General features: G+C 59.8%; 13 protein-coding genes. 8 read left to right on the top strand and 5 right to left on the bottom strand.

Annotated elements, in window-relative coordinates:
* The first annotated feature begins 77 nt into the window (after nucleotides 1–77).
* The 5 genes from M9827_RS09620 to M9827_RS09600 are packed head-to-tail and all read left to right on the top strand — an operon-like array spanning nucleotide 78 to nucleotide 6,622.
* Nucleotides 78–3,569 carry a response regulator gene (locus M9827_RS09620; RefSeq protein WP_250605244.1) on the top strand — a complete coding sequence of 1,164 codons (3,492 nt, stop codon included), beginning with the start codon at nucleotides 78–80 and terminating at the stop codon, nucleotides 3,567–3,569.
* Nucleotides 3,569–4,402 (top strand): CheR family methyltransferase, encoded by an 834-nt coding sequence (locus M9827_RS09615; RefSeq protein ID WP_093431257.1) that lies wholly within the window; start codon nucleotides 3,569–3,571, stop codon nucleotides 4,400–4,402. The genes M9827_RS09620 and M9827_RS09615 overlap by 1 nt, the downstream gene beginning before the upstream one ends.
* Nucleotides 4,399–4,992 (top strand): chemotaxis protein CheB, encoded by a 594-nt coding sequence (locus tag M9827_RS09610; protein ID WP_250605243.1) that lies wholly within the window; start codon nucleotides 4,399–4,401, stop codon nucleotides 4,990–4,992. The genes M9827_RS09615 and M9827_RS09610 overlap by 4 nt, the downstream gene beginning before the upstream one ends.
* Complete coding sequence (locus tag M9827_RS09605) at nucleotides 4,986–6,200, top strand: hybrid sensor histidine kinase/response regulator (RefSeq protein ID WP_250605242.1); 1,215 nt, start codon at nucleotides 4,986–4,988, stop codon at nucleotides 6,198–6,200. Before M9827_RS09610 ends, M9827_RS09605 begins: the two co-directional genes overlap by 7 nt.
* 44 nt (nucleotides 6,201–6,244) lie before the next feature.
* Nucleotides 6,245–6,622: a response regulator gene (locus M9827_RS09600; protein ID WP_103304982.1), complete on the top strand. Its 378-nt coding sequence runs from the start codon at nucleotides 6,245–6,247 to the stop codon at nucleotides 6,620–6,622.
* A gap of 91 nt (nucleotides 6,623–6,713) precedes the next feature.
* Here M9827_RS09600 and M9827_RS09595 read toward each other — a convergent pair whose 3' ends face one another.
* The 3 genes from M9827_RS09595 to M9827_RS09585 all read right to left on the bottom strand — a co-directional run bounded on the left by M9827_RS09595 (nucleotide 6,714) and on the right by M9827_RS09585 (nucleotide 11,071).
* The gene (locus tag M9827_RS09595; RefSeq protein WP_250605241.1) at nucleotides 6,714–8,384 is read right to left on the bottom strand and encodes an ATP-binding protein; all 1,671 of its coding nucleotides are present in this window, start codon (nucleotides 8,382–8,384) and stop codon (nucleotides 6,714–6,716) included.
* Complete coding sequence (locus M9827_RS09590; RefSeq protein ID WP_250605240.1) at nucleotides 8,381–9,883, bottom strand: ATPase domain-containing protein; 1,503 nt, start codon at nucleotides 9,881–9,883, stop codon at nucleotides 8,381–8,383. Before M9827_RS09590 ends, M9827_RS09595 begins: the two co-directional genes overlap by 4 nt.
* 132 nt (nucleotides 9,884–10,015) lie before the next feature.
* Nucleotides 10,016–11,071 (bottom strand): tetratricopeptide repeat protein, encoded by a 1,056-nt coding sequence (locus M9827_RS09585; protein WP_250605239.1) that lies wholly within the window; start codon nucleotides 11,069–11,071, stop codon nucleotides 10,016–10,018.
* 170 nt (nucleotides 11,072–11,241) lie between these two features.
* Here M9827_RS09585 and M9827_RS09580 point away from each other — a divergent pair, with 170 nt between their 5' ends.
* From M9827_RS09580 to M9827_RS09570, 3 genes are read left to right on the top strand one after another with little or no spacing between them, the layout of a single operon-like run.
* Nucleotides 11,242–13,377 carry an FUSC family protein gene (locus M9827_RS09580; RefSeq protein ID WP_250605238.1) on the top strand — a complete coding sequence of 712 codons (2,136 nt, stop codon included), beginning with the start codon at nucleotides 11,242–11,244 and terminating at the stop codon, nucleotides 13,375–13,377.
* The gene (locus M9827_RS09575) at nucleotides 13,367–13,567 is read left to right on the top strand and encodes a DUF1656 domain-containing protein (protein WP_016987298.1); all 201 of its coding nucleotides are present in this window, start codon (nucleotides 13,367–13,369) and stop codon (nucleotides 13,565–13,567) included. Before M9827_RS09580 ends, M9827_RS09575 begins: the two co-directional genes overlap by 11 nt.
* Nucleotides 13,568–13,571: 4 nt before the next feature.
* Entirely contained in the window at nucleotides 13,572–14,516 is a 945-nt protein-coding gene (locus tag M9827_RS09570) for an HlyD family secretion protein (protein WP_250605237.1), read from the top strand.
* Between the two features lie 206 nt (nucleotides 14,517–14,722).
* Here M9827_RS09570 and M9827_RS09565 read toward each other — a convergent pair whose 3' ends face one another.
* Both M9827_RS09565 and M9827_RS09560 read right to left on the bottom strand, forming a co-directional pair.
* Nucleotides 14,723–16,144 carry an efflux transporter outer membrane subunit gene (locus tag M9827_RS09565; protein WP_250605236.1) on the bottom strand — a complete coding sequence of 474 codons (1,422 nt, stop codon included), beginning with the start codon at nucleotides 16,142–16,144 and terminating at the stop codon, nucleotides 14,723–14,725.
* Nucleotides 16,141–19,320: an efflux RND transporter permease subunit gene (locus tag M9827_RS09560; protein WP_250605235.1), complete on the bottom strand. Its 3,180-nt coding sequence runs from the start codon at nucleotides 19,318–19,320 to the stop codon at nucleotides 16,141–16,143. The genes M9827_RS09565 and M9827_RS09560 overlap by 4 nt, the downstream gene beginning before the upstream one ends.
* Between the last annotated feature and the right edge of the window lie 12 nt (nucleotides 19,321–19,332).

Genomic DNA, 19,332 nt, shown 5'->3' with positions numbered 1-19,332 from the left:
AGGTGTGAGAAAAATGGATCCACGCCGTCGTTTTGGGGCAAACTCCCTGTTTTTCAACAGTTCGACAAGGCTGCCCCATGTCCTCTCCGTCTACGGTTGATGAACAACGGTTTCGCAAACTCCTGAGCCGCAACATCAGTCTGCCCTTGGGCGTCGGTGCGCTCAGTGCCGTGTTCTTCGTGTCGCTGATCACTTATCTGCTGTCGGTTATCCAGTGGGTGGAGCACACCGACCGGGTGATCAATAACGCCAACGAAGCAGTGAAGCTCACCGTGGATCTGGAAACCGGCATGCGCGGCTTCCTGCTCAGCGGTGACGAGCATTTCCTCGACCCGTACGAAACGGCCAAGCCACGCATCGCGGTGGCCCTCAATACCTTGCTCGAACTGACCGCTGACAACCCGGTGCAGACCGATCGCCTGCGCCGTCTGCAAGCCTTGCAGATCGAGTGGGCCAATTACGCGCAGTCGATGATCGATCTGCAGCGCTCCAGTGGCGACTACCGGGGCGCGGTCAAGGCCGGACGCGGCAAACGCCTGACAGACGAGATCCGCAAGCAATTCGAAGACGTCATCGAGACCGAACAGGTCCTGCGCACCACGCGCAATGAAGACGTGCGCCGCACCACGATCTGGAGCATCAGTCTCTACCTGATTTTCATCGCCGGTATCAGTGGCTTGCTGGCCTATATCGGCCGGCGTGATCTGGTCAATCTATCGACCAACTACGGCGCCAACCTTGCCGCACAACAAGCCAGTGCCGAGCGTCTGGAACAACAGGCCTGGTTGCGCAATGGTCAGACCGAACTCGCCGAGCAGGTGCTGGGGCAACTGACCCTGAATCTGCTTGGGCGCAATATTCTGCAGTTCTGCGCGCAATACATGGGTACCGCCGTGGCCGCGCTCTATGTGCGTGAAGAACATGGCGGCCTCAAGCGGGTGGCCACTTACGGCTTCTCCCGCGAGCAGGAAGAGCAGGACCAGTCGATCTATAGCGGCGAAGGCATCGTTGGCCAAGTGGCGCAGCAGGCGCGGCTGATTCGTCTGGATTCGGTGCCGTCGGACTACTTCAAAGTCAGCTCCGGGCTGGGCGAGGGCTTGCCGCACAGTGTGCTGGTGGTGCCGACCAGCGATGACGACCGCGTCAATGGCGTGATCGAACTGGGTTTCCTGCGTCCGCTCACCGATCGCGATATCGAACTGCTGGAACTGATTGCCGGCAACATCGGCACCTCCATCGAAGCCGCGCGCTATCGCCAGCGGCTGCAGGAAGTGCTGGCCGAAACCCAGCAACTCAACGAAGAGTTGCAGGTGCAGCAGGAAGAGCTGAAAACCGCCAACGAAGAGCTGGAAGAACAGTCGCGGATTCTCAAGGAATCCCAGGCGCATCTGGAAACCCAGCAAGTCGAACTGGAACAGACCAACGAGCAACTTGCCGAACAGGCGCAGACCCTGGCCGAGCAACGCGACGCCATGGACCTGAAGAACACCGAACTCAATCAGGCCCAGGTGCAGCTCGAAGAGCGCGCCGAAGAATTGCAGCGCTCAAGCAAGTACAAGTCCGAATTCCTCGCCAACATGTCCCACGAACTGCGCACGCCGCTGAACAGTTCGCTGATTCTGGCCAAGTTGCTCGCGGAGAACCCGCAGGACAACCTCAGCGCCGAGCAGGTCAAGTTTGCCGAATCGATCTACTCCGCCGGCAACGATCTGCTCAACCTGATCAACGACATTCTGGACATCTCCAAGGTCGAGGCCGGCAAGCTTGAAGTGATTCCGGAGAACACCAGTGTTGCCCGTCTGGCCGATGGCCTGCGCAGTGTGTTCGAACCTTTGGCGGCAGACAAACAGCTGAACTTCAGCGTCGACTTGCAACCTGGCGCGCCGGGCATGCTCTACACCGACCGTCAGCGTCTGGAGCAGGTGATCAAGAACCTGCTGTCCAACGCCGTGAAGTTCACCGAGAAGGGCGCGGTCAGCCTGACCATCGCTGGCCAGCCGGATGATCGGGTCGCGTTCATCGTGCGCGATTCGGGTATCGGTATAGCCGCCGATCAACAAGAGAGCATTTTCGAAGCCTTCCGCCAGGCCGACGGCACCACCAACCGCAAGTACGGTGGCACGGGGCTGGGCCTGTCGATTTCGCGGGATCTGGCGACCTTGCTCGGTGGTTCGATCAGCGTCAGCAGCACGCCGGGACAGGGCAGCGTGTTTACGTTGGTGATGCCGCAGAATTTCGACGAGTCCAGCGAAACGCACTTCGAACCGTTGACCTTCACACCGCCAGCGGCGGTGGTCAGCGCGCCATTGCCGCCAGTGGTTTCGCCGTTGGCGCCGGTGCACATTCCGCGCTTCGCCGATGACCGCAACAAGGCTCCATTCGCCACGCGCTGCATTCTGGTAGTGGAAGACGAGCCGAACTTTGCGCACATCCTCTACGATCTGGCGCACGAACTGGGCTATCAGTGCCTGGTGGCCCATGGCGCGGACGAAGGTTACGACCTCGCCAAAGAGTTCGTGCCGGATGCCATCCTGCTCGACATGCGTCTGCCGGATCACTCAGGCCTCACCGTGCTGCAACGCCTGAAGGAACACGCCGGAACCCGGCACATCCCGGTGCATGTGATTTCCGTCGAGGACCGCGTCGAAGCGGCGATGCACATGGGCGCGATCGGTTACGCGGTCAAACCGACCACTCGCGAAGAGCTCAAGGATGTGTTCGCCCGTCTCGAAGCCAAGCTGACCCAGAAGGTCAAACGCGTGCTGTTGGTCGAGGACGACGATTTGCAGCGCGAAAGCATTGCACGGCTGATCGGCGACGAAGACATCGAAATCACCGCCGTCGGCCTTGCGCAGGATGCCCTGGAGCTGCTGCGCACGACGATCTACGACTGCATGGTCATCGACCTGAAGTTGCCGGACATGCTCGGCAATGACCTGCTCAAGCGCATGTCGACCGAAGACATCTGCTCGTTCCCGCCGGTCATCGTTTATACCGGGCGCAACCTGACCCGCGATGAAGAGGCCGAACTGCGCAAGTACTCGCGCTCGATCATCATCAAGGGCGCACGCTCGCCAGAGCGCTTGCTGGACGAGGTCACACTCTTTCTGCACAAAGTCGAATCGCAGTTGTCCCATGAACGGCAGAAGATGCTCAAGACCGCGCGCAGCCGCGACAAGGTCTTCGAGGGCCGCAAGGTGCTGCTGGTGGACGACGATGTGCGGAACATTTTCGCCCTCACCAGCGCCCTGGAGACCAAAGGCGCAGTCGTGGTTATCGGCCGAAACGGCCGTGAGGCGATTGAAAGACTCAATGAGGTCGAGGACATCGATCTGGTGTTGATGGACGTGATGATGCCGGAAATGGACGGTTTCGAAGCCACCATTGAAATCCGCAAGGATCCGCGCTGGCGCAAGCTGCCGATCATCGCGGTGACGGCCAAGGCCATGAAGGACGATCAGGAGCGCTGCCTGCAGGCGGGCGCCAATGATTACCTGGCCAAGCCCATCGACCTGGATCGCTTGTTCTCGCTGATTCGCGTGTGGTTACCAAAAATGGAACGCATTTAGTGGAACGCAGTACGCCAGCCGAACGAAACAGTGAAATCGAACTGCGCTTGTTGATCGAGGCGATCTACCTCAAGTACAGCTACGATTTTCGCGATTATTCCGGCGCTTCGATCAAGCGCCGGGTGCAGCACGCGCTGAGCCAGTTCGAGTGCGCGACCATTTCGGCCTTGCAGGAAAAGGTCCTGCATGACCCGACGGCGTTCATGCAGTTGCTGCAATTGCTGACGATTCCGGTCAGTGAGATGTTTCGCGACCCGTCGCACTTTCTCGCGATCCGCCGGGAAGTAGTGCCGCTGCTGCGCACCTATCCGTCGATCAAGATCTGGATCGCCGGGTGCAGCACGGGCGAGGAGGTCTATTCGATGGCGATTCTGTTACGCGAAGAAGGCTTGCTCGATCGCACGATCATCTACGCCACCGATATCAACCCGCGCTCGCTGGACAAGGCCAAGCAGGGGATTTTCTCGATGGAGAATGTTCGGGCATACACGGCCAACTATCAGCAGGCCGGTGGTCAGCGCTCGTTTGCCGACTACTACACTGCAGCGTACGGTTACGCGATCTTCGACAAGAGCCTGTGCGAGAACGTGACCTTCGCCGACCACAGTCTGGCGACGGACAGCGTGTTCTCCGAAACTCAATTGATTTCCTGTCGCAACGTACTGATTTACTTCAACAAGAAACTTCAGGACCGTGCCTTTGGTCTGTTTCATGAATCGCTGTGCCACCGCGGCTTTCTAGTGCTGGGCAGCAAGGAAACGCTGGATTTCTCCGGTTACGCGAACCAGTTCGAAGCGCTGGTCAAACAAGAACGGATTTACCGCAAAACATGAACGAGGCCGTGGATTTACCTCGCGTCGAGGCAATTGTGGTCGGGGCTTCCGCCGGTGGCGTCGAGGCGCTGCTGAGCCTGTTCGGGCCGCTGCGCCGCGGCTACGGGTTGCCGATCATTGTGGTCCTGCACCTGCCCGAAGAGCGCCGCAGCCAATTGGCCGAGGTCTTCTCCCGGCGTGTGGAGATGCCGGTGCACGAGGCTGCCGACAAGCAGGACATCGTTGCCGGCAATGTGTACTTCGCCACGCCGGGTTATCACCTGTCGGTGGAGCAGGATCGCAGCCTCTCGCTGAGCCTCGAGGAGCGCGTGCATTATTCCCGGCCATCGATCGATTATCTGTTTGAATCGGCGGCGGACGCCTACGGCGAGTCGCTGGCCGCCGTACTGCTGACCGGTGCCAATCACGATGGCGCGCGCGGGCTGGCGCACGTCAAACGCCGCGGTGGTCTGACCATCGTCCAGGACCCCGAAGAAGCGCAAGTCGCCACCATGCCCTTGGCTGCACTGAAGATTCAGCAGCCGGACCATGTCCTACCCATTCACGGCATCGGCCGTCTGCTTGTCGAGCTGGAACGAATCGCATGCTGAGTAATATCCAAGCCAAACTGCTGATCGTCGACGATCTGCCGGAGAACCTGCTGGCGCTCGAAGCGCTGATCAAGCGCGAAGACCGTACCGTCTACAAAGCGTTGTCGGCGGATGAAGCGCTGTCGTTGCTGTTGCAGCACGAGTTCGCCATGGCCATCCTCGATGTGCAGATGCCGGGCATGAACGGCTTCGAACTTGCCGAGTTGATGCGCGGCACCGAGAAAACCAAGAACATCCCGATCATTTTCGTCAGCGCTGCCGGCCGTGAACTCAATTACGCGTTCAAGGGTTACGAAAGCGGGGCGGTGGACTTTCTGCACAAACCGCTGGACATCCATGCGGTCAAGAGCAAGGTCAATGTCTTCGTCGATCTGTACCGCCAGAGCAAAGCGCTCAAGCAACAGCTCGAAGCGCTGGAGCAGGCCCGTCGCGAACAGGAAGCGCTGTTGCAGCAACTGCAAAACACCCAGCTGGAGCTGGAGCAGGCCGTGCGCATGCGTGATGACTTCATGTCCATCGTTGCCCATGAAGTGCGTACACCGCTCAACGGCCTGATCCTCGAAACCCAGTTGCGCAAGATGCACCTGGCCCGTGACAACGCCGCCGCGTTCACCCTCGACAAGATGCACGCCATGGTCGACCGCGATGAGCGGCAGATCAAAAGCCTGATCCGCTTGATCGAAGACATGCTCGACGTCTCGCGCATTCGCACCGGCAAATTGTCGATCCGACCGAGTCGTTTCGATCTGGTGCAATTGGTGAGCAACCTGCTGCAAAACTTCGCACAACAGATCGAAGCCGCTGAAACCGAAGTGTCGTTTACCGCACCATCCCCGGTAGAAGGCCATTGGGACGAGTTCCGCATCGAGCAGGTAGTCACCAACCTGCTGACCAACGCTCTGCGCTATGGTGGTCGCAGCCCGATCCAGGTGCGGGTTTACTGTGAAGGTGATGAGGCGCGGGTCGAGGTTCAGGACCGCGGCATCGGCATCAGCCAAGAGAATCAGAAGCGTATTTTCCAACAGTTCGAACGGGTTTCCGCCAAGACGGTAGTGGCCGGGCTCGGGCTGGGTCTGTTCATTTCCGAGCAGATCGTCGCCGCCCATGGCGGTTCCATCGTCGTCGAGAGTGAAATCAACGAAGGCGCCCTGTTTCGCGTTTGTCTGCCAATCCAGGAAAACGGCAAATCCGACGCAACCTCTGATTGACCGTACGGTCGTATCAGCAGCTATTGACCGAACAAAGGCTTCCCATGAGCGTAGATGCACAAGATGTAGTACTCGTCGTCGAGGACGAACCGGTTATCTTGATGATCCTGACGGATTACCTGTCAGGGCAGGGGTATCGCGTGTTGCAGGCCGAAAACGGCGAGCAGGCGTTCGAAATTCTTGCGAGCAAGCCACATCTGGACATGTTGATCACCGATTTCCGTTTGCCCGGCGGGATTTCCGGCGTGCAGATCGCCGAGCCGGCCGTCAAGCTGCGCCCGGACCTTAAAGTGATTTTCATCAGCGGTTATCCGCAGGAAATCCGCGAAACCGGCAGCCCGATCACGCGCAAGGCGCCGATCCTGGAGAAGCCGTTCGACCTGGATGTGTTGCAGGAAAAGATTCAGGAATTGCTCGCCTGATATCTGCGTAGGAGCTGCCGCAGACTGCGATCTTCTGATCTTGTTCATCAAAAGATTGCAGCCTGCGGCAGCTCCTGCAGTTTCAGCGCTTTCAGCTTTTGATCATCTCCCGCACCTTGGCGGTCAGCAGGTCAAACGTGAACGGTTTGGTGATCATCTGCATCCCCGAATCGAGGAACCCGCCACGCACAGCCGCGTGCTCGGCGTATCCGGTGATAAACAAGACCTTCAAGCCAGGCCGGTATTGACGGCCAACCTCCGCCAGTTGCCGGCCGTTCATGCCCGGCAGACCGACATCACTGATCAGCAGATCGATGCGCTGCGTCGAGTTCAGAATCGGCACGGCGCTGTCGGCATCCCAGGCTTCGACAAAGGCGTAGCCCAATTCACCGAGCACCGCGCAGACCAGCACGCGCACCGCCGGGTCGTCTTCGACGATCAGCACGGTTTCGCCGTCCAGCGCATCGGGTGCCTGTTGAATGTCGGCATCGGGGCTTTCCAGTTCTTCACCGCGAAAACGCGGCAGGTAGAGCCTGACCGTGGTGCCTTCATCGATCTCGCTGTTGATCGAGACATGGCCGCGTGACTGCTTGCTGAACCCGTAGATCATCGACAGGCCCAGCCCGGTGCCCTGGCCGATCGGTTTGGTGGTGAAGAAAGGGTCGAACGCACGATTGATGACACTCTGCGGCATGCCGCTGCCGTTGTCGGTGACGCTGAGCATCACGTAATCACCGGGTTCTAGGTTGCTGTAGGCTTCAGTGAATTCGCGCGTGAGTACCTGATTGCTGGTCTCGACCACCAATTTGCCGCCGTCGGGCATGGCATCGCGGGCATTGATCACCAGGTTGAGCAGGGCGCTTTCCAGTTGGTTGGGATCCGCCTCCGCCACCCACAGTTTGTCGTTCAGACGCATGTCCAACTGAATGCTTTCGTTAAGGCTGCGTTGCAGCAGCTCACCCATGGACAGCACCAGGGTGTTCATCTGCACGGCTTTGGAATCGAGCGACTGCCGACGGGAAAACGCCAGCAAACGATGGGTCAGACCGGCGGCACGATTGGCCGAGGTCACGCCCAGGTCGATCAGGCTGTCGAGGTCATCGGTGCGACCACGGGCCAATCGGCGGCGCAACAACTCGAGGCTACCGATGATGCCGGTGAGCATATTGTTGAAGTCGTGGGCAATACCACCAGTGAGCTGGCCGACCGCTTCCATTTTCTGCGATTGGCGCAGCGCCTCTTCGTTGTGACGCAGTTGTGCGGTGCGCTCTTCGACCTGTTGCTCAAGGGTTTCCAGGGTCGATTGCAGGCGCCGTTCACTTTCACTCAGATCGATCAGCCGATCGCGTGCCTCGTACTGTCGTCGGCGGCCGCGCAATGCGGCGGAAACCATACTGACCAGTGTTGCGGGATGAAACGGGCGTTCAAGGAACGTCACGTTGCCCAACAGATCGCTCAAGCGCGAGGAAGGGCCTTGTTCCTGACCACCGTGATGAGTCAACAGCACAATCGGCAGATCCGACCAGGCAGGTTGCTGTTCCAGATAATGGAACAGTGCTTCCAGTTCCGGCCCGCGCAAGGCTTCGGCGGCGACCAGCACCAGGCCGGCACCCACTTCGATTTCCGAGCACAGCGCACCCAGCGTGGGTGTGACGACTCCGCCGTAACCGGCCTCGTTGAGGATCATCAGCGCAATCTGGCTGTCGCGACCCACGGGCGCGAGAATCAGCGCGCGTTCGGCCAGCGGCACTTGAACCGTCACAAGCGCTCTTCCTGCAGCAAAGGATTACTTGCGCCGAGGTAGGTGGGAACGCCGCGCAGTACGCCCTGAAAGGCTTCCAGCGGTGCACCGATGGTCATGCCTTGCGTGGAAATGCGGTATTCACGAATGGTCGATTCGTGGCTGCCGGTGCGTTTCTTGATGATCGAGATCGCGCGGCGGACCTTGCCCAGTGCTTCGAAGTAACGCAACAGAATCACCGTGTCAGCCAGATAAGTAATGTCGACCGGCGCTTGCATGTCGCCGACCAGACCATGCTGGGCGACCGTCATGAACGTCGCCGCGCCTTTGCGGTTCAGGTACAGCAACAGTTCGTGCATGTGCAGCACCAGCGCGTTTTCTTCCGGCATTGCCGCCTGATAGCCGTTGATGCTGTCGATGACCACGGTTTTGATTTGACCTTCATCGACGCAGCGCCGTACGCGATGGGAGAACTCGCCCGGCGACAGTTCGGCGGCGTCGACCTGTTCGATCAACAGATTTCCGGTGGCCTGCAGGGCCTTGAGATCGATGCCGATGTTTTTCATGCGCTCAAACAGCAGGCCCAGTTCTTCATCGAAGATAAACAGCGCGGCTTTCTCGCCACGGCCCACGGCAGCGGCGGCGAAGATCATCGAGATCAGCGATTTACCGGTACCGGCCGGACCGAGAATCAGCGTACTGGAACCCGTCTCGATGCCGCCGCCGAGCAGGGCGTCCATTTCCGGGATGCCGCTGGACAGTTGCAGGCGCGCATAGTCGCCACGGTGTTCAGCCGCCACCAGACGGGGGAATACATGCACGCCGTCGCCCATGATGGTGAAGTCGTGGAAACCGCCGCGATATTTCTGGCCGCGATACTTGACCACCCGCACGCGTCGCCGTTCAGCGCCGTAGTTGGGCGTCAGCTCTTCGAGACGAATCACCCCGTGCGCCACGCTGTGCACGGTTTTGTCGAGGGATTCGGTGGTGAGGTCGTCAAGCAGCAGAACCGTGGCGTTGTAGCGCACAAAGTAATGCTTGATGGCGAGAATCTGTCGGCGATAACGCAAAGAACTCTGCGCCAGCAAACGAATTTCCGACAGGCTGTCGAGCACCACACGCGTAGGTTTGAAGCGTTCGACCGCTTCGAAAATCTGCTTGGTGGCTTCGCCCAGTTCCAGGTCGGAGGAGTAGAGCAGGCTCTGCTGGTGCTCGGCGTTGAGCAGGCTTTCCGGGGGCGTCAGCTCGAAGATCTTGATGTTGTCATCCAGCGTCCAGCCATGGGACGACGCCCCTTGCCTTAGTTCGCGCTCGGTTTCCGAGAGCGTGATGTACAACGAGCGTTCGCCGGCTTTCGCGCCGGCCAGGAGAAAATGCAAAGCGACCGTGGTTTTGCCGGTTCCGGGCTCACCCTCCAGCAAAAATACATGACCGCGAGACAGACCACCGGCCAGGATGTCGTCCAGACCCCCAATGCCGGTAGCGGCTTTCGCACTGATCAACTCGTTAGAAGTAGACAAAAAATGCCCTCTCATGACTAAGGGAAGCGAGGCCGCCATCTCAAATGAGCGGCCTGATTAACTTGACCTTGCGCCGTGATGGCAGTTCCGAAATTCCTTGCCGGATGTGTCGTTTGAGCGGTGAAAAATGGCTCAGAGACCCTGCTGCAGGGCCGGATCATCCGGGTTGAGCTGTTCCAGTTGCGCCAACAGAATCTGTACGTTCTGCAGTTGCCCGCTTTCCTTCCAGTAGTTGATCAGCAACACCCGCGCCTTGCGGTCGGCGGGGTGGCGCTGGACGATTTCCTGCAACTGCTTCTGCGCCGCTTCCAGTTCTTCGGCGCTGTGCAGCGTGGTAGCGAGGTCGTAACGGTAATCCTTGTTGTCCGGCTCAAGCTCGACGGCTTTGGACAAGCCGAGCAGGGCGTATTCGCGCTGATCATGGTGCAACAGCCAAAGCCCCAAGGCGTGTTGCAGATACGCCGAATCAGGTTGGGCCTTGAGTTGTTGCCCCAGCAGTTGCCGGGCGGCGTCGGTTTGGCCCTGGCGATCAAGGACATCGATCTGCATCACCAGCGCCTGCAGATTGCCGGGCTCCATGCGCAGGGTATTGTCGAGTGCAACCTGCGCGTCTTTGAGTTCGGCGTTGTGCAGATGCAGGCGGGCCAGTTGCGCGTAGTTGGCGGCACTTTCCGGCTGCGCCTTGAGCGTTTGTTCCCAACCGTCAATCGCCTGTTGCAGCGGTGCGAAATACAGACCCAGCTCATCCGGTGTCAAACCGAGCAGGGCGTTGATCGCGGCAAAACGCACGTTCTGATCCTCATCCTCGAGCATCGGCCCGAGCAACAGGCTGCGCTGCCCGCCCGGCACCAGTCCCACCACGCTTTTGATCGCCGCCAGCCGCACGGCGGGGGATTCGTTCTGCAGGTCCGTATCAGCGAGTTTCAACGCCTGGGGGCTTGGGTAATTGGGCAACTCACCATGCAGCCATACGCGGCGTTTGACCGAGATGTCCGGCCGGCCCAACTGTTGATACAACTGGCGCGCCGCGCCCGGTTGCCCCTTGCGCGCAGCATCGAGCGCTTCGCTGTAGCCGTGCTTGATTGCATCGGGGATGACCGGGGCGGTGCTGCGCAGTGACAACCACGCCACGAGGACGACAAGCACAAGGCCCAGGCTGATAGGCAAGTAGCGGCGAGACTGAGGCATGCAGGTTTCCGAAACAGGCGTTCTTGAGCAGAGCGGCAAGCTTCGGTCAGCTCGGGCCATGAGTCAAACCCTTGCATGCGAATCGCCCTACAAACTGCGTCGACTCAGTTACCCGTCAGTTTTTCGATGCAGTGTCTACGCTTGCACAAGTTGCTTCGATGAGAGTGCCCATGCAAGCCCTGTTCAATTACTTCAAGGCCGTGATCCATCCCGGTCAGGCGGTCCTGCTGTTTGCTCTGCGAACCATCGCGGCGGGGTTGCTGACGTTGTATCTGGCGTTTTTGTTCGATCTCGATCAACCCAAGTGGTCGATCATGGCGGTGGTCATTGTCAGTCAGCCGCTGGCCGGGATGGCGCTGGCACGCAGTTTCGGTCAGGTGATCGGCACGACGCTCGGGGCGGCGGTTGCGGTGTTGATCATGGCGATCTTTCCCCAGGCTCCGCTGCCATTCATCACCACCCTGGCCCTGTGGCTGGCGCTGTGTACAGCCGGCGGCACATTGCTGCGTTACACCAGTTCGCAAGCGTTTGTGCTCAGCGGCTACACCGCTGTAGTCGTGGCGTTATTGGCAATTCCCGATCAGGACGGCACGTTTCTGTTGGCGGTTACCCGCGTCACCGAAACCTTGCTGGCCGTGGCGTGCGTGTGTGTGGTCAGCCTGCTGACGGCGCGCCCGCAAGCGGTTGCCAAGGGCTATTTCGCCAAAGTCGATCAGGTGATCAAACTGGCCGCCAGCCACGCCGCGGCGGTGCTGCGCACGGAAGAAAGCGAAGCCGGGTTCCAGGCCCGGCAAATGCAACTGCTCGGCGAGATCAGCGCCCTTGAAGGCCTGCGGCGGCACTTGTATTTCGATGCGCCACGCTTGCGCAGCGCCAACCATCTGGTGCTGCTGTTAGGCAATCAACTGATGCTGTTGACCTCACGATTGACCGCGTTGCGTCATCAGCGCGAGCTGCTTACCGAGCGCTGGGAGGGTGATCTGCCGCTGGACATCCAGCGCTTGCGCGCCGAAGAGCTTTCGCTACTCGACCAGTTGGCGGAGCAGGGGCGAGCGCTGCCCGAACCCGCACGTCAGCACTTAATCAAACTGCAGCAACAGTTCGAGGCGTTGGCGTATCAGGCCGAGCAGTTGACTGAAAACATGAGCGCCACCTTGCGCTCGCTGGCCTGGGCGCTGCGCTGGGAACAGGCGCGGCTGCTACAGCAACTGGAGCAGATTCTTGAACTGAGCGATGCCATTCAGGAAGGGCGCGAGGCCAGTTGTCTTTATCGCGGTCAGGCCAGCCCGCTGCATCTGGATTTCACCCTGGCGTCGATGAATGCGATCCGGGCGTTCACGGCGTTGCTGGTCGCCGGGTTGATCTGGATCGAAACCGCGTGGGACGGCGCGCGGGGCGGGATGATTCTGGTGGGAATCCTCTGTTCGCTGATGGCCACATTCCCGCGTCCGCTGATGGCCGCGCAAAGTTACGCCCGAGGTCTGGGGCTGGCGCTGGTGGTTTCAGCGTTCTATCAATTCATGCTGGTGCCGGCCATCAGTGATTTCGAGCTGCTGGCATTGCTGCTGGCGCCGCTGCTGTATGTGATCGCAATCGGTCTGGCCAGTCCGGCGACAGCGGGGATCGGCATGGGGCTGGGGTTATCGAGTTTCCTGATGCTCGGCCCGCAGAATGTCGGTACCGGGCAGAACACGGCGATTCAATGGTTCGAATTCGCCGGCGCCTATGTCAGCGCGGCAATGCTTGCGCTGATCGTTTATGCGTGGATTTTCCCGTTTCGCCCGGCATGGCGACTTCGCCGTTTGTATAACGAAGCGCGCGAGCAGGTTTATGCGCTGACCAAAACTCCCGCGACCGATGAACAACAGTTCGCCTTTGAAAGTCGCATGGTTGATCGCCTGACCAGCATGCTCGGTCTGCTGCCGGCAGCGAATAGCCGCGCCATGCAGCAACTGTATGAAATCAGCCTCGCTTGCGTGGCTTTGGGTGTGGCGATGCATCAGCTGCGGCAGCAGGCACGCAACAATGCGCTGCTGTCGGACGCCTTCAATCAACGCCTGGCTTCGGCCGTGCGCAAGACCGGGCGCTATGTCGCCGGGCGGCAGGATGTGCAACTGGCGCCATTAATGGCCTCCCTGAACACATTGGGCGACGAACTGGACGAACTGCACGTCGCCAGTCATGAGCATGTCTGGTCACTGTTTCGTATGCGTGTGGCGCTGCTGATCATCGTGTCATTCCTGCAGCGCCACGGTGACGCGATTCAGCGTTCTGTTCCGGAAGGAGAAGCAGCCCTTGCCCATTGATTTTGAAATCGGCGGTGTCTATCTGCCGCCCATTGCCCAGGCGTTATTGTTAGCCATCCCGATATTCATGGTGCTGGACTGGGGATTGCGGCGCCTCGGCGTATTACGTCTGGTCTGGCATGAAGCGCTGTTCGAAGGCGCCTTGTATGCCTGCGTGTGTGCCACGCTGATTTTGCTGATGGGAGCCTGATGCCTTGAGAGTGCTATTCACGCGATTGGTCACATTGGCGGTGGTGTTGCTGGCGATCGTGCTCGGCTGGTTTGCCTGGGAGCATTACACCCGCGCGCCGTGGACTCGTGACGCCCGGGTCAGGGCCGATGTGGTGACGCTGTCGGCAGATGTTTCGGGGCGCATTGTCAGTCTGGTCGTGCAGGACAACCAGCATGTTGATAAAGGACAGCTGTTGATGGAGATCGACCCGGCGCGCTACCGCCTCGCCGTGGAGCATTCTCGGCGTTCGGTGGAAGTGGCGAAAGCCACGCTGGGCCAGTCGCAGGCGGCAATTGTGGCCAGTGAAGCCTTGCTCAAGCAGCGGCAGAGCGAAGAGCGGCGGCGACGTACGCTCAAGCAGGGTTTTGCGATTTCCGGTGAGGAGTGGGAGAAATCCAGTACCGATGTGGCGGTGGCCCAGGCGGACCTGTTACGCAATCAAGCCAATCTGGGCCTGGCCGAGGCCAACGTGCAACTGGCAATTGCTGCATTGACCCAGGCCGAACTGGACTTGCAGCGCACCCGCGTCGAGTCCCCGGTCAGTGGCTATGTCACAAACCTGCTGACCCGTCAGGGCGATTACGCGGTGGCCGGTGGCGCGTTATTGGCCTTGGTCGACAGTGATTCGTTCTACGTCAGTGGTTACTTCGAAGAAACCAAACTGCCGCGCATCGATGAGGGCGACAGGGTAAGGGTGCAACTGATGAGCGGGGAGACGTTCGGTGGCACGGTGCAAAGCATTGCCTTCGCCATTGCCGACCGCGAGAACGCGCCGGGCAGCCGCCTGCTGGCCAACATCAATCCGAGTTACACCTGGGTGAAACTTGCGCAGCGGGTGCCGGTGCGGATCGAAATCGATGGCGACTACGCCGGCAAAAATCGCCTGCGAGCGGGCACCACGGCCACCGTCACTGTGCTGGAAAACTGATCCATGTAGGAGCTGCCGAAGGCTGCGATCTTTTGATCTGCTCTTTTAAAGGCAAGTCAAAAGATCGCAGCCTTCGGCAGCTCCTACAGGGGAACAGTGGCGTTCGGGTGATGTGGCGAGGCATAAAAAAACCCCGCGACCGAATGATACGCGGGGCAAAAAATTTGGTTGGTTGCGGCCAACCAAAGGAGCTCTTTAACAATCGTTTACTTGCTGGCGACTGTCTCCGGTTGCCAGCCGCCGCCAAGGGCTTTGTAGATCGCGACAATGCCGCGATACAGGTCGACTTCGGCCTGGGCCTGGCTGTCTTCGGCGTTCAACCGTTCACGCTGAGCGTCGAGCAGCACGAGGAAGTCAGTCGTGCCTTCGCGATAGCGAATTTCAGCCAGGTCGGCAGCCTTGCGGCTCGATTCGCTTTGACGGATCAGCGAGATCAGGCGTTGCTGGCGTTTGCCGTAATCGCTGAAAGCGTTTTCCGACTCTTCCAGCGCCAGCAGCACTTGTTGCTCGTAAGTCGCCAGTGCGCCTTCGGCATCCGCATCGGCGCCGCGCAAACGGGCACGCACGCTGCCTAGGTCGAACGCTGCCCACGTGATGCTCGGGCCGAGTGCCCAGGCGTTGGCCGCCGAGGAACCGATCTGCGAGCCCCGTCCGGCTGTCCAGCCGAGGAAGCCACTGAGGCTGACCCGTGGGAACAGATCGGCTTTTGCCACGCCGATGCGCGCCGTGGCCGAAGCCAGTTTGCGTTCAGCGCTGAGGATGTCCGGGCGACGCTGTAGCAGCTCACCTGGGTCACCGATCGGCAAGGCCTTGGCAATCGCCGGCAAGTCTTTTGGACTCAGATCGACGGTCAGTTTGTCCGGACGCTCACCCAGAAGGGTGGCGATACGGTTTTTCTGCCGAACCTGTTCCGCCTGCAACTGCGGCACAGTGGCTTCAACGTTGGCCAGACGCGCATCGGCCCGTTCGACATCAAGCTGATCGCCCACACCGGCATCACGCAGGCTGATGGTGATCTTGCGCGATTCCTGCTGGTTGTTCAGGTTGGCCACGGCAATCTTTTCGCGCAATTGTGCGCCACGCAGTTGACCGTAAGCGTCCACCAGTTCGGCAATCATGGTGACTTGCAGCTGATACAGATCGGCTTCGGCGGATTGCTGGTCGGCGTCGCTGGCTTCCAGATTGCGCTGGATGCGCCCGAACAAATCCAGTTCCCAGGCCATGTCCAGACCGAGGTCATAGCGCTCGCTATTGACCCGGTCGGTGGTCTGGCCGGGGATTTGGCCCTTGGCCAGGTCACTGCTGGCGCGGCTGGTGATGGTTGGCATTGCATCGTTGCTGGCGTCGTCGCGGATCGCCCGGGCGGCTTTCCAGCGGGCAAATGCCACGCGCAGTTCACGGTTGCCTTGCAGCGATTGGGTCACCAACTGGTTTAGGGTCGGATCGTCGAATTGCTGCCACCAGATCCCTTCGAATTTCGAACGGTCGAAGTTCTTTTGCCCGGCGGCGCCGTCGGTGGCGGCCGTGATATTGGCCGCCTCCGTGGCTGGGGTCTTGTAGTCGGGGCCGACGGCGCAGGCACTGAGTGCCAGCACCAGCAGACTCGGCAGGAAGACTTTCAGACTCATTGTTGCGCCTCCAGTTTCATGGCCTTGGCCGCTTTGCGGGCCTCACTGCGTTCAACGAAGTTACGGATCAGTACGTAGAACACTGGCGTCAGCAACAGACCGAAGAAGGTCACCCCGAGCATCCCGGAGAACACCGCCACACCCATGGCGTGACGCATCTCGGCACCGGCACCGCTGGAGAACACCAGTGGCACCACACCCATGATGAACGCGAAGGAGGTCATCAGGATCGGCCGCAGACGCAGACGGCAGGCTTCCAGTACCGCCGCGAGCGGGTCGAGGCCTTCTTCCTGTTTATCCTTGGCGAACTCGACGATCAGAATCGCGTTCTTACAGGCAAGTCCCACCAGTACGATCAAACCGATCTGGGTGAAGATGTTGTTGTCACCGCCCGAGATGATCACGCCGGTAATGGCCGACAGCAGGGTCATCGGTACGATCAGGATCACCGCCAGTGGCAGGCTCCAGCTTTCGTATTGAGCGGCGAGCACCAGGAACGCCAGCAGTACGCAGAGCGGGAACACGAACAGCGCGGTGTTGCCGGACAGAATCTGCTGGTAGGTCAGGTCGGTCCATTCGTAGGTCATGCCGTTCGGCAGTTCATCTTTCAGCAGTTTCTCGATGGCTTTCTCAGCCTGACCGGAGCTGTAGCCGGGGGCTGCGGCGCCGTTGATTTCTGCGGTGATGAAGCCGTTGTAGTGCATTACACGATCCGGGCCGGAGGTGTCGCTGACCTTGATGAAGGTCGCCAGCGGGATCATTTCGCCTTTGTTGTTACGCACTTTCAGTTGACCGATCTGGTCGGATTCAAGGCGGAATTGTTGCTCGGCCTGAACGTTGACCTGATAGGTGCGCCCGAAGCGGTTGAAGTCGTTGGCATACAACGAACCCAGATAGATCTGCAGGGTGTCGAAGATGTCGCTGACGGCCACGCCGTGGGTCTTGGCTTTCTCACGGTCGATGGCGGCATCGACCTGCGGCACGTTCACGGTGTAGCTGGTGAACAGGCCTGCCAGTTCCGGCACGCTGTGGCTCTTGTTGATGATGTTCATGGTTTCTTTGTACAGCTCGTCGTAGCCCAGGTTGCCCCGGTCTTCGATTTGCAGGCGGAAACCACCAATGGTGCCCAGACCTTGTACCGGCGGTGGCGGGAAGATCGCCATGTACGCCTCTTGAATGTTCGCGTATTGGCCGTTCAAGGCACCGGCAATTGCACCGGCGGACATGCTCGGGTCTTTACGCTCGTCGAACGGTTTCAGGGTCACGAACACGATGCCGGCGTTCGGGCTGTTGGTGAAGCCGTTGATCGACAGACCCGGGAACGCAACGGCGCTTTCCACGCCTGGCTGTTTCAGCGCCATGTCGGACATGCGCTTGATGACTTCTTCGGTGCGATCCAGGCTCGCGGCGTCCGGCAGTTGCGCGAAGGCCACCAGGTATTGCTTGTCCTGGCCAGGTACGAAACCGGTCGGCGTGCTGGAGAAACCGAAGAAGGTCAGCACCATCAGGCCTGCGTACAGCAGCAGGGCGATGCCACTGCCACGGATAACCCGGCGCACGGTGCCGACGTAGCCATGGCTGGCACGATCGAAGAAACGGTTGAACGGACGGAACAACCAGCCACCAAAGATCTTGTCGAGCACCTTGGAGAAGCGGTCTTTCGGTGCGTCATGGCTTTTCAGCAACACGGCGGCCAGCGCTGGCGACAGGGTCAGCGAGTTGAACGCCGAGATCACGGTCGAAATAGCGATGGTCAGTGCGAACTGCTTGTAGAACTGCCCGGTGAGGCCGGAGATGAACGCCGCCGGAACAAACACCGCACACAGCACCAGTGCCGTTGCGATGATCGGGCCGGTCACTTCTCGCATCGCCCGTTTGGTCGCTTCGACCGGTGTCAGTCCGAGTTCGATGTTCCGTTCGACGTTCTCCACCACCACGATGGCGTCGTCCACCACGATACCGATGGCCAGTACCAGGCCGAACAGTGACAACGCGTTGAGCGAGAAGCCAAACAGGTGCATGACCGCAAACGTACCGATCAGCGATACCGGCACCGCCACCAACGGAATGATCGAGGCGCGCCAGGTCTGCAGGAACAGGATCACCACCAGTACCACGAGGATCAGCGCTTCGAAGAGGGTGTGAACCACCGCCTCGATCGAACCGCGTACGAAGATCGTCGGGTCATAGACAATGCTGTAGTCCATGCCTTGCGGGAAGTTTTTCTTCAGCTCGTCCATTTTTCCGCGAACATCGTTCGAGATGTCGATGGCATTGGAGCCTGGACGCTGGAAGATCGGAATGGCCACTGCCGGCTGATTGTCCAGCAACGAACGCAGGGCGTATTGGCTGGAGCCCAGCTCGACGCGAGCGATGTCTTTGAGGCGAGTGATTTCACCGTTGTCGCCTGCGCGAATGACGATGTTCTCGAATTCTTCCTCGCTGACCAGACGGCCCTGCGTGTTGACCGACAGCTGGAAGCTTTGGGCATTGGGGGCAGGGGGCGCACCCAATTGACCGGCAGCGACCTGACGGTTCTGTTCACGAATTGCGGTGACCACATCCGTCGCAGTCAGATTGCGCGAAGCAGTCTTGTTCGGATCAAGCCAGACCCGCAGCGAGTAATCGCCCATACCAAACAACTGCACATCACCAACACCGTTCAGACGAGCCAGCTCATCCTTGATGTTGAGGATCGCGTAGTTGGACAGGTAGAGCATGTCGTAGCGCTTGTCCGGGGAGGTCAAGTGCACAACCATGGTCAGGTCGGGCGAGGCTTTGTCGACGGTGATACCGATGCGCGTCACTTCCTCGGGAAGCTTCGGCTCGGTACGGGTCACCCGGTTTTGCACCTGCACCTGCGCGTTGTCCAGGTCAGTGCCCAGGGCGAAGGTGATGGTCAGGGTGATCTTGCCGTCGGCGGTCGATTGCGAGGACATGTACAGCATGTTCTCGACGCCGGTGATGGCCTGCTCCAGCGGAGCGGCCACGGTTTCACCGATGACTTTAGGGTTGGCGCCCGGGAAGTTGGCACGTACCACCACGGTTGGCGGCACGACTTCCGGGTATTCGCTGATCGGCAGCTGGAACAGCGAGATCGCACCGGCGATCAGGATCAACAGCGACAGCACCGCTGCGAAGATCGGCCGTGAAATGAAGAATTGGGAAAAATTCATCGGAGTTGTCGT

The sequence above is a fragment of the Pseudomonas sp. AKS31 genome, from assembly GCF_023634765.1.
In the GTDB taxonomy this organism is placed as follows: Bacteria; Pseudomonadota; Gammaproteobacteria; order Pseudomonadales; family Pseudomonadaceae; genus Aquipseudomonas.
This window is presented reverse-complemented; position numbering and strand designations above follow the sequence as displayed.

Bases quoted from the DNA above. Each gene is read 5' to 3' on its own strand.
- M9827_RS09580 (WP_250605238.1), top strand. From the start codon at position 11,242: ATGCAAGCCCTGTTCAATTACTTCAAGGCCGTGATCCATCCCGGTCAG.
- M9827_RS09605 (WP_250605242.1), top strand. From the start codon at position 4,986: ATGCTGAGTAATATCCAAGCCAAACTGCTGATCGTCGACGATCTGCCG.
- M9827_RS09560 (WP_250605235.1), bottom strand. From the start codon at position 19,320: ATGAATTTTTCCCAATTCTTCATTTCACGGCCGATCTTCGCAGCGGTG.
- M9827_RS09600 (WP_103304982.1), top strand. From the start codon at position 6,245: ATGAGCGTAGATGCACAAGATGTAGTACTCGTCGTCGAGGACGAACCG.
- M9827_RS09565 (WP_250605236.1), bottom strand. From the start codon at position 16,144: ATGAGTCTGAAAGTCTTCCTGCCGAGTCTGCTGGTGCTGGCACTCAGT.
- M9827_RS09610 (WP_250605243.1), top strand. From the start codon at position 4,399: ATGAACGAGGCCGTGGATTTACCTCGCGTCGAGGCAATTGTGGTCGGG.
- M9827_RS09620 (WP_250605244.1), top strand. From the start codon at position 78: ATGTCCTCTCCGTCTACGGTTGATGAACAACGGTTTCGCAAACTCCTG.
- M9827_RS09585 (WP_250605239.1), bottom strand. From the start codon at position 11,071: ATGCCTCAGTCTCGCCGCTACTTGCCTATCAGCCTGGGCCTTGTGCTT.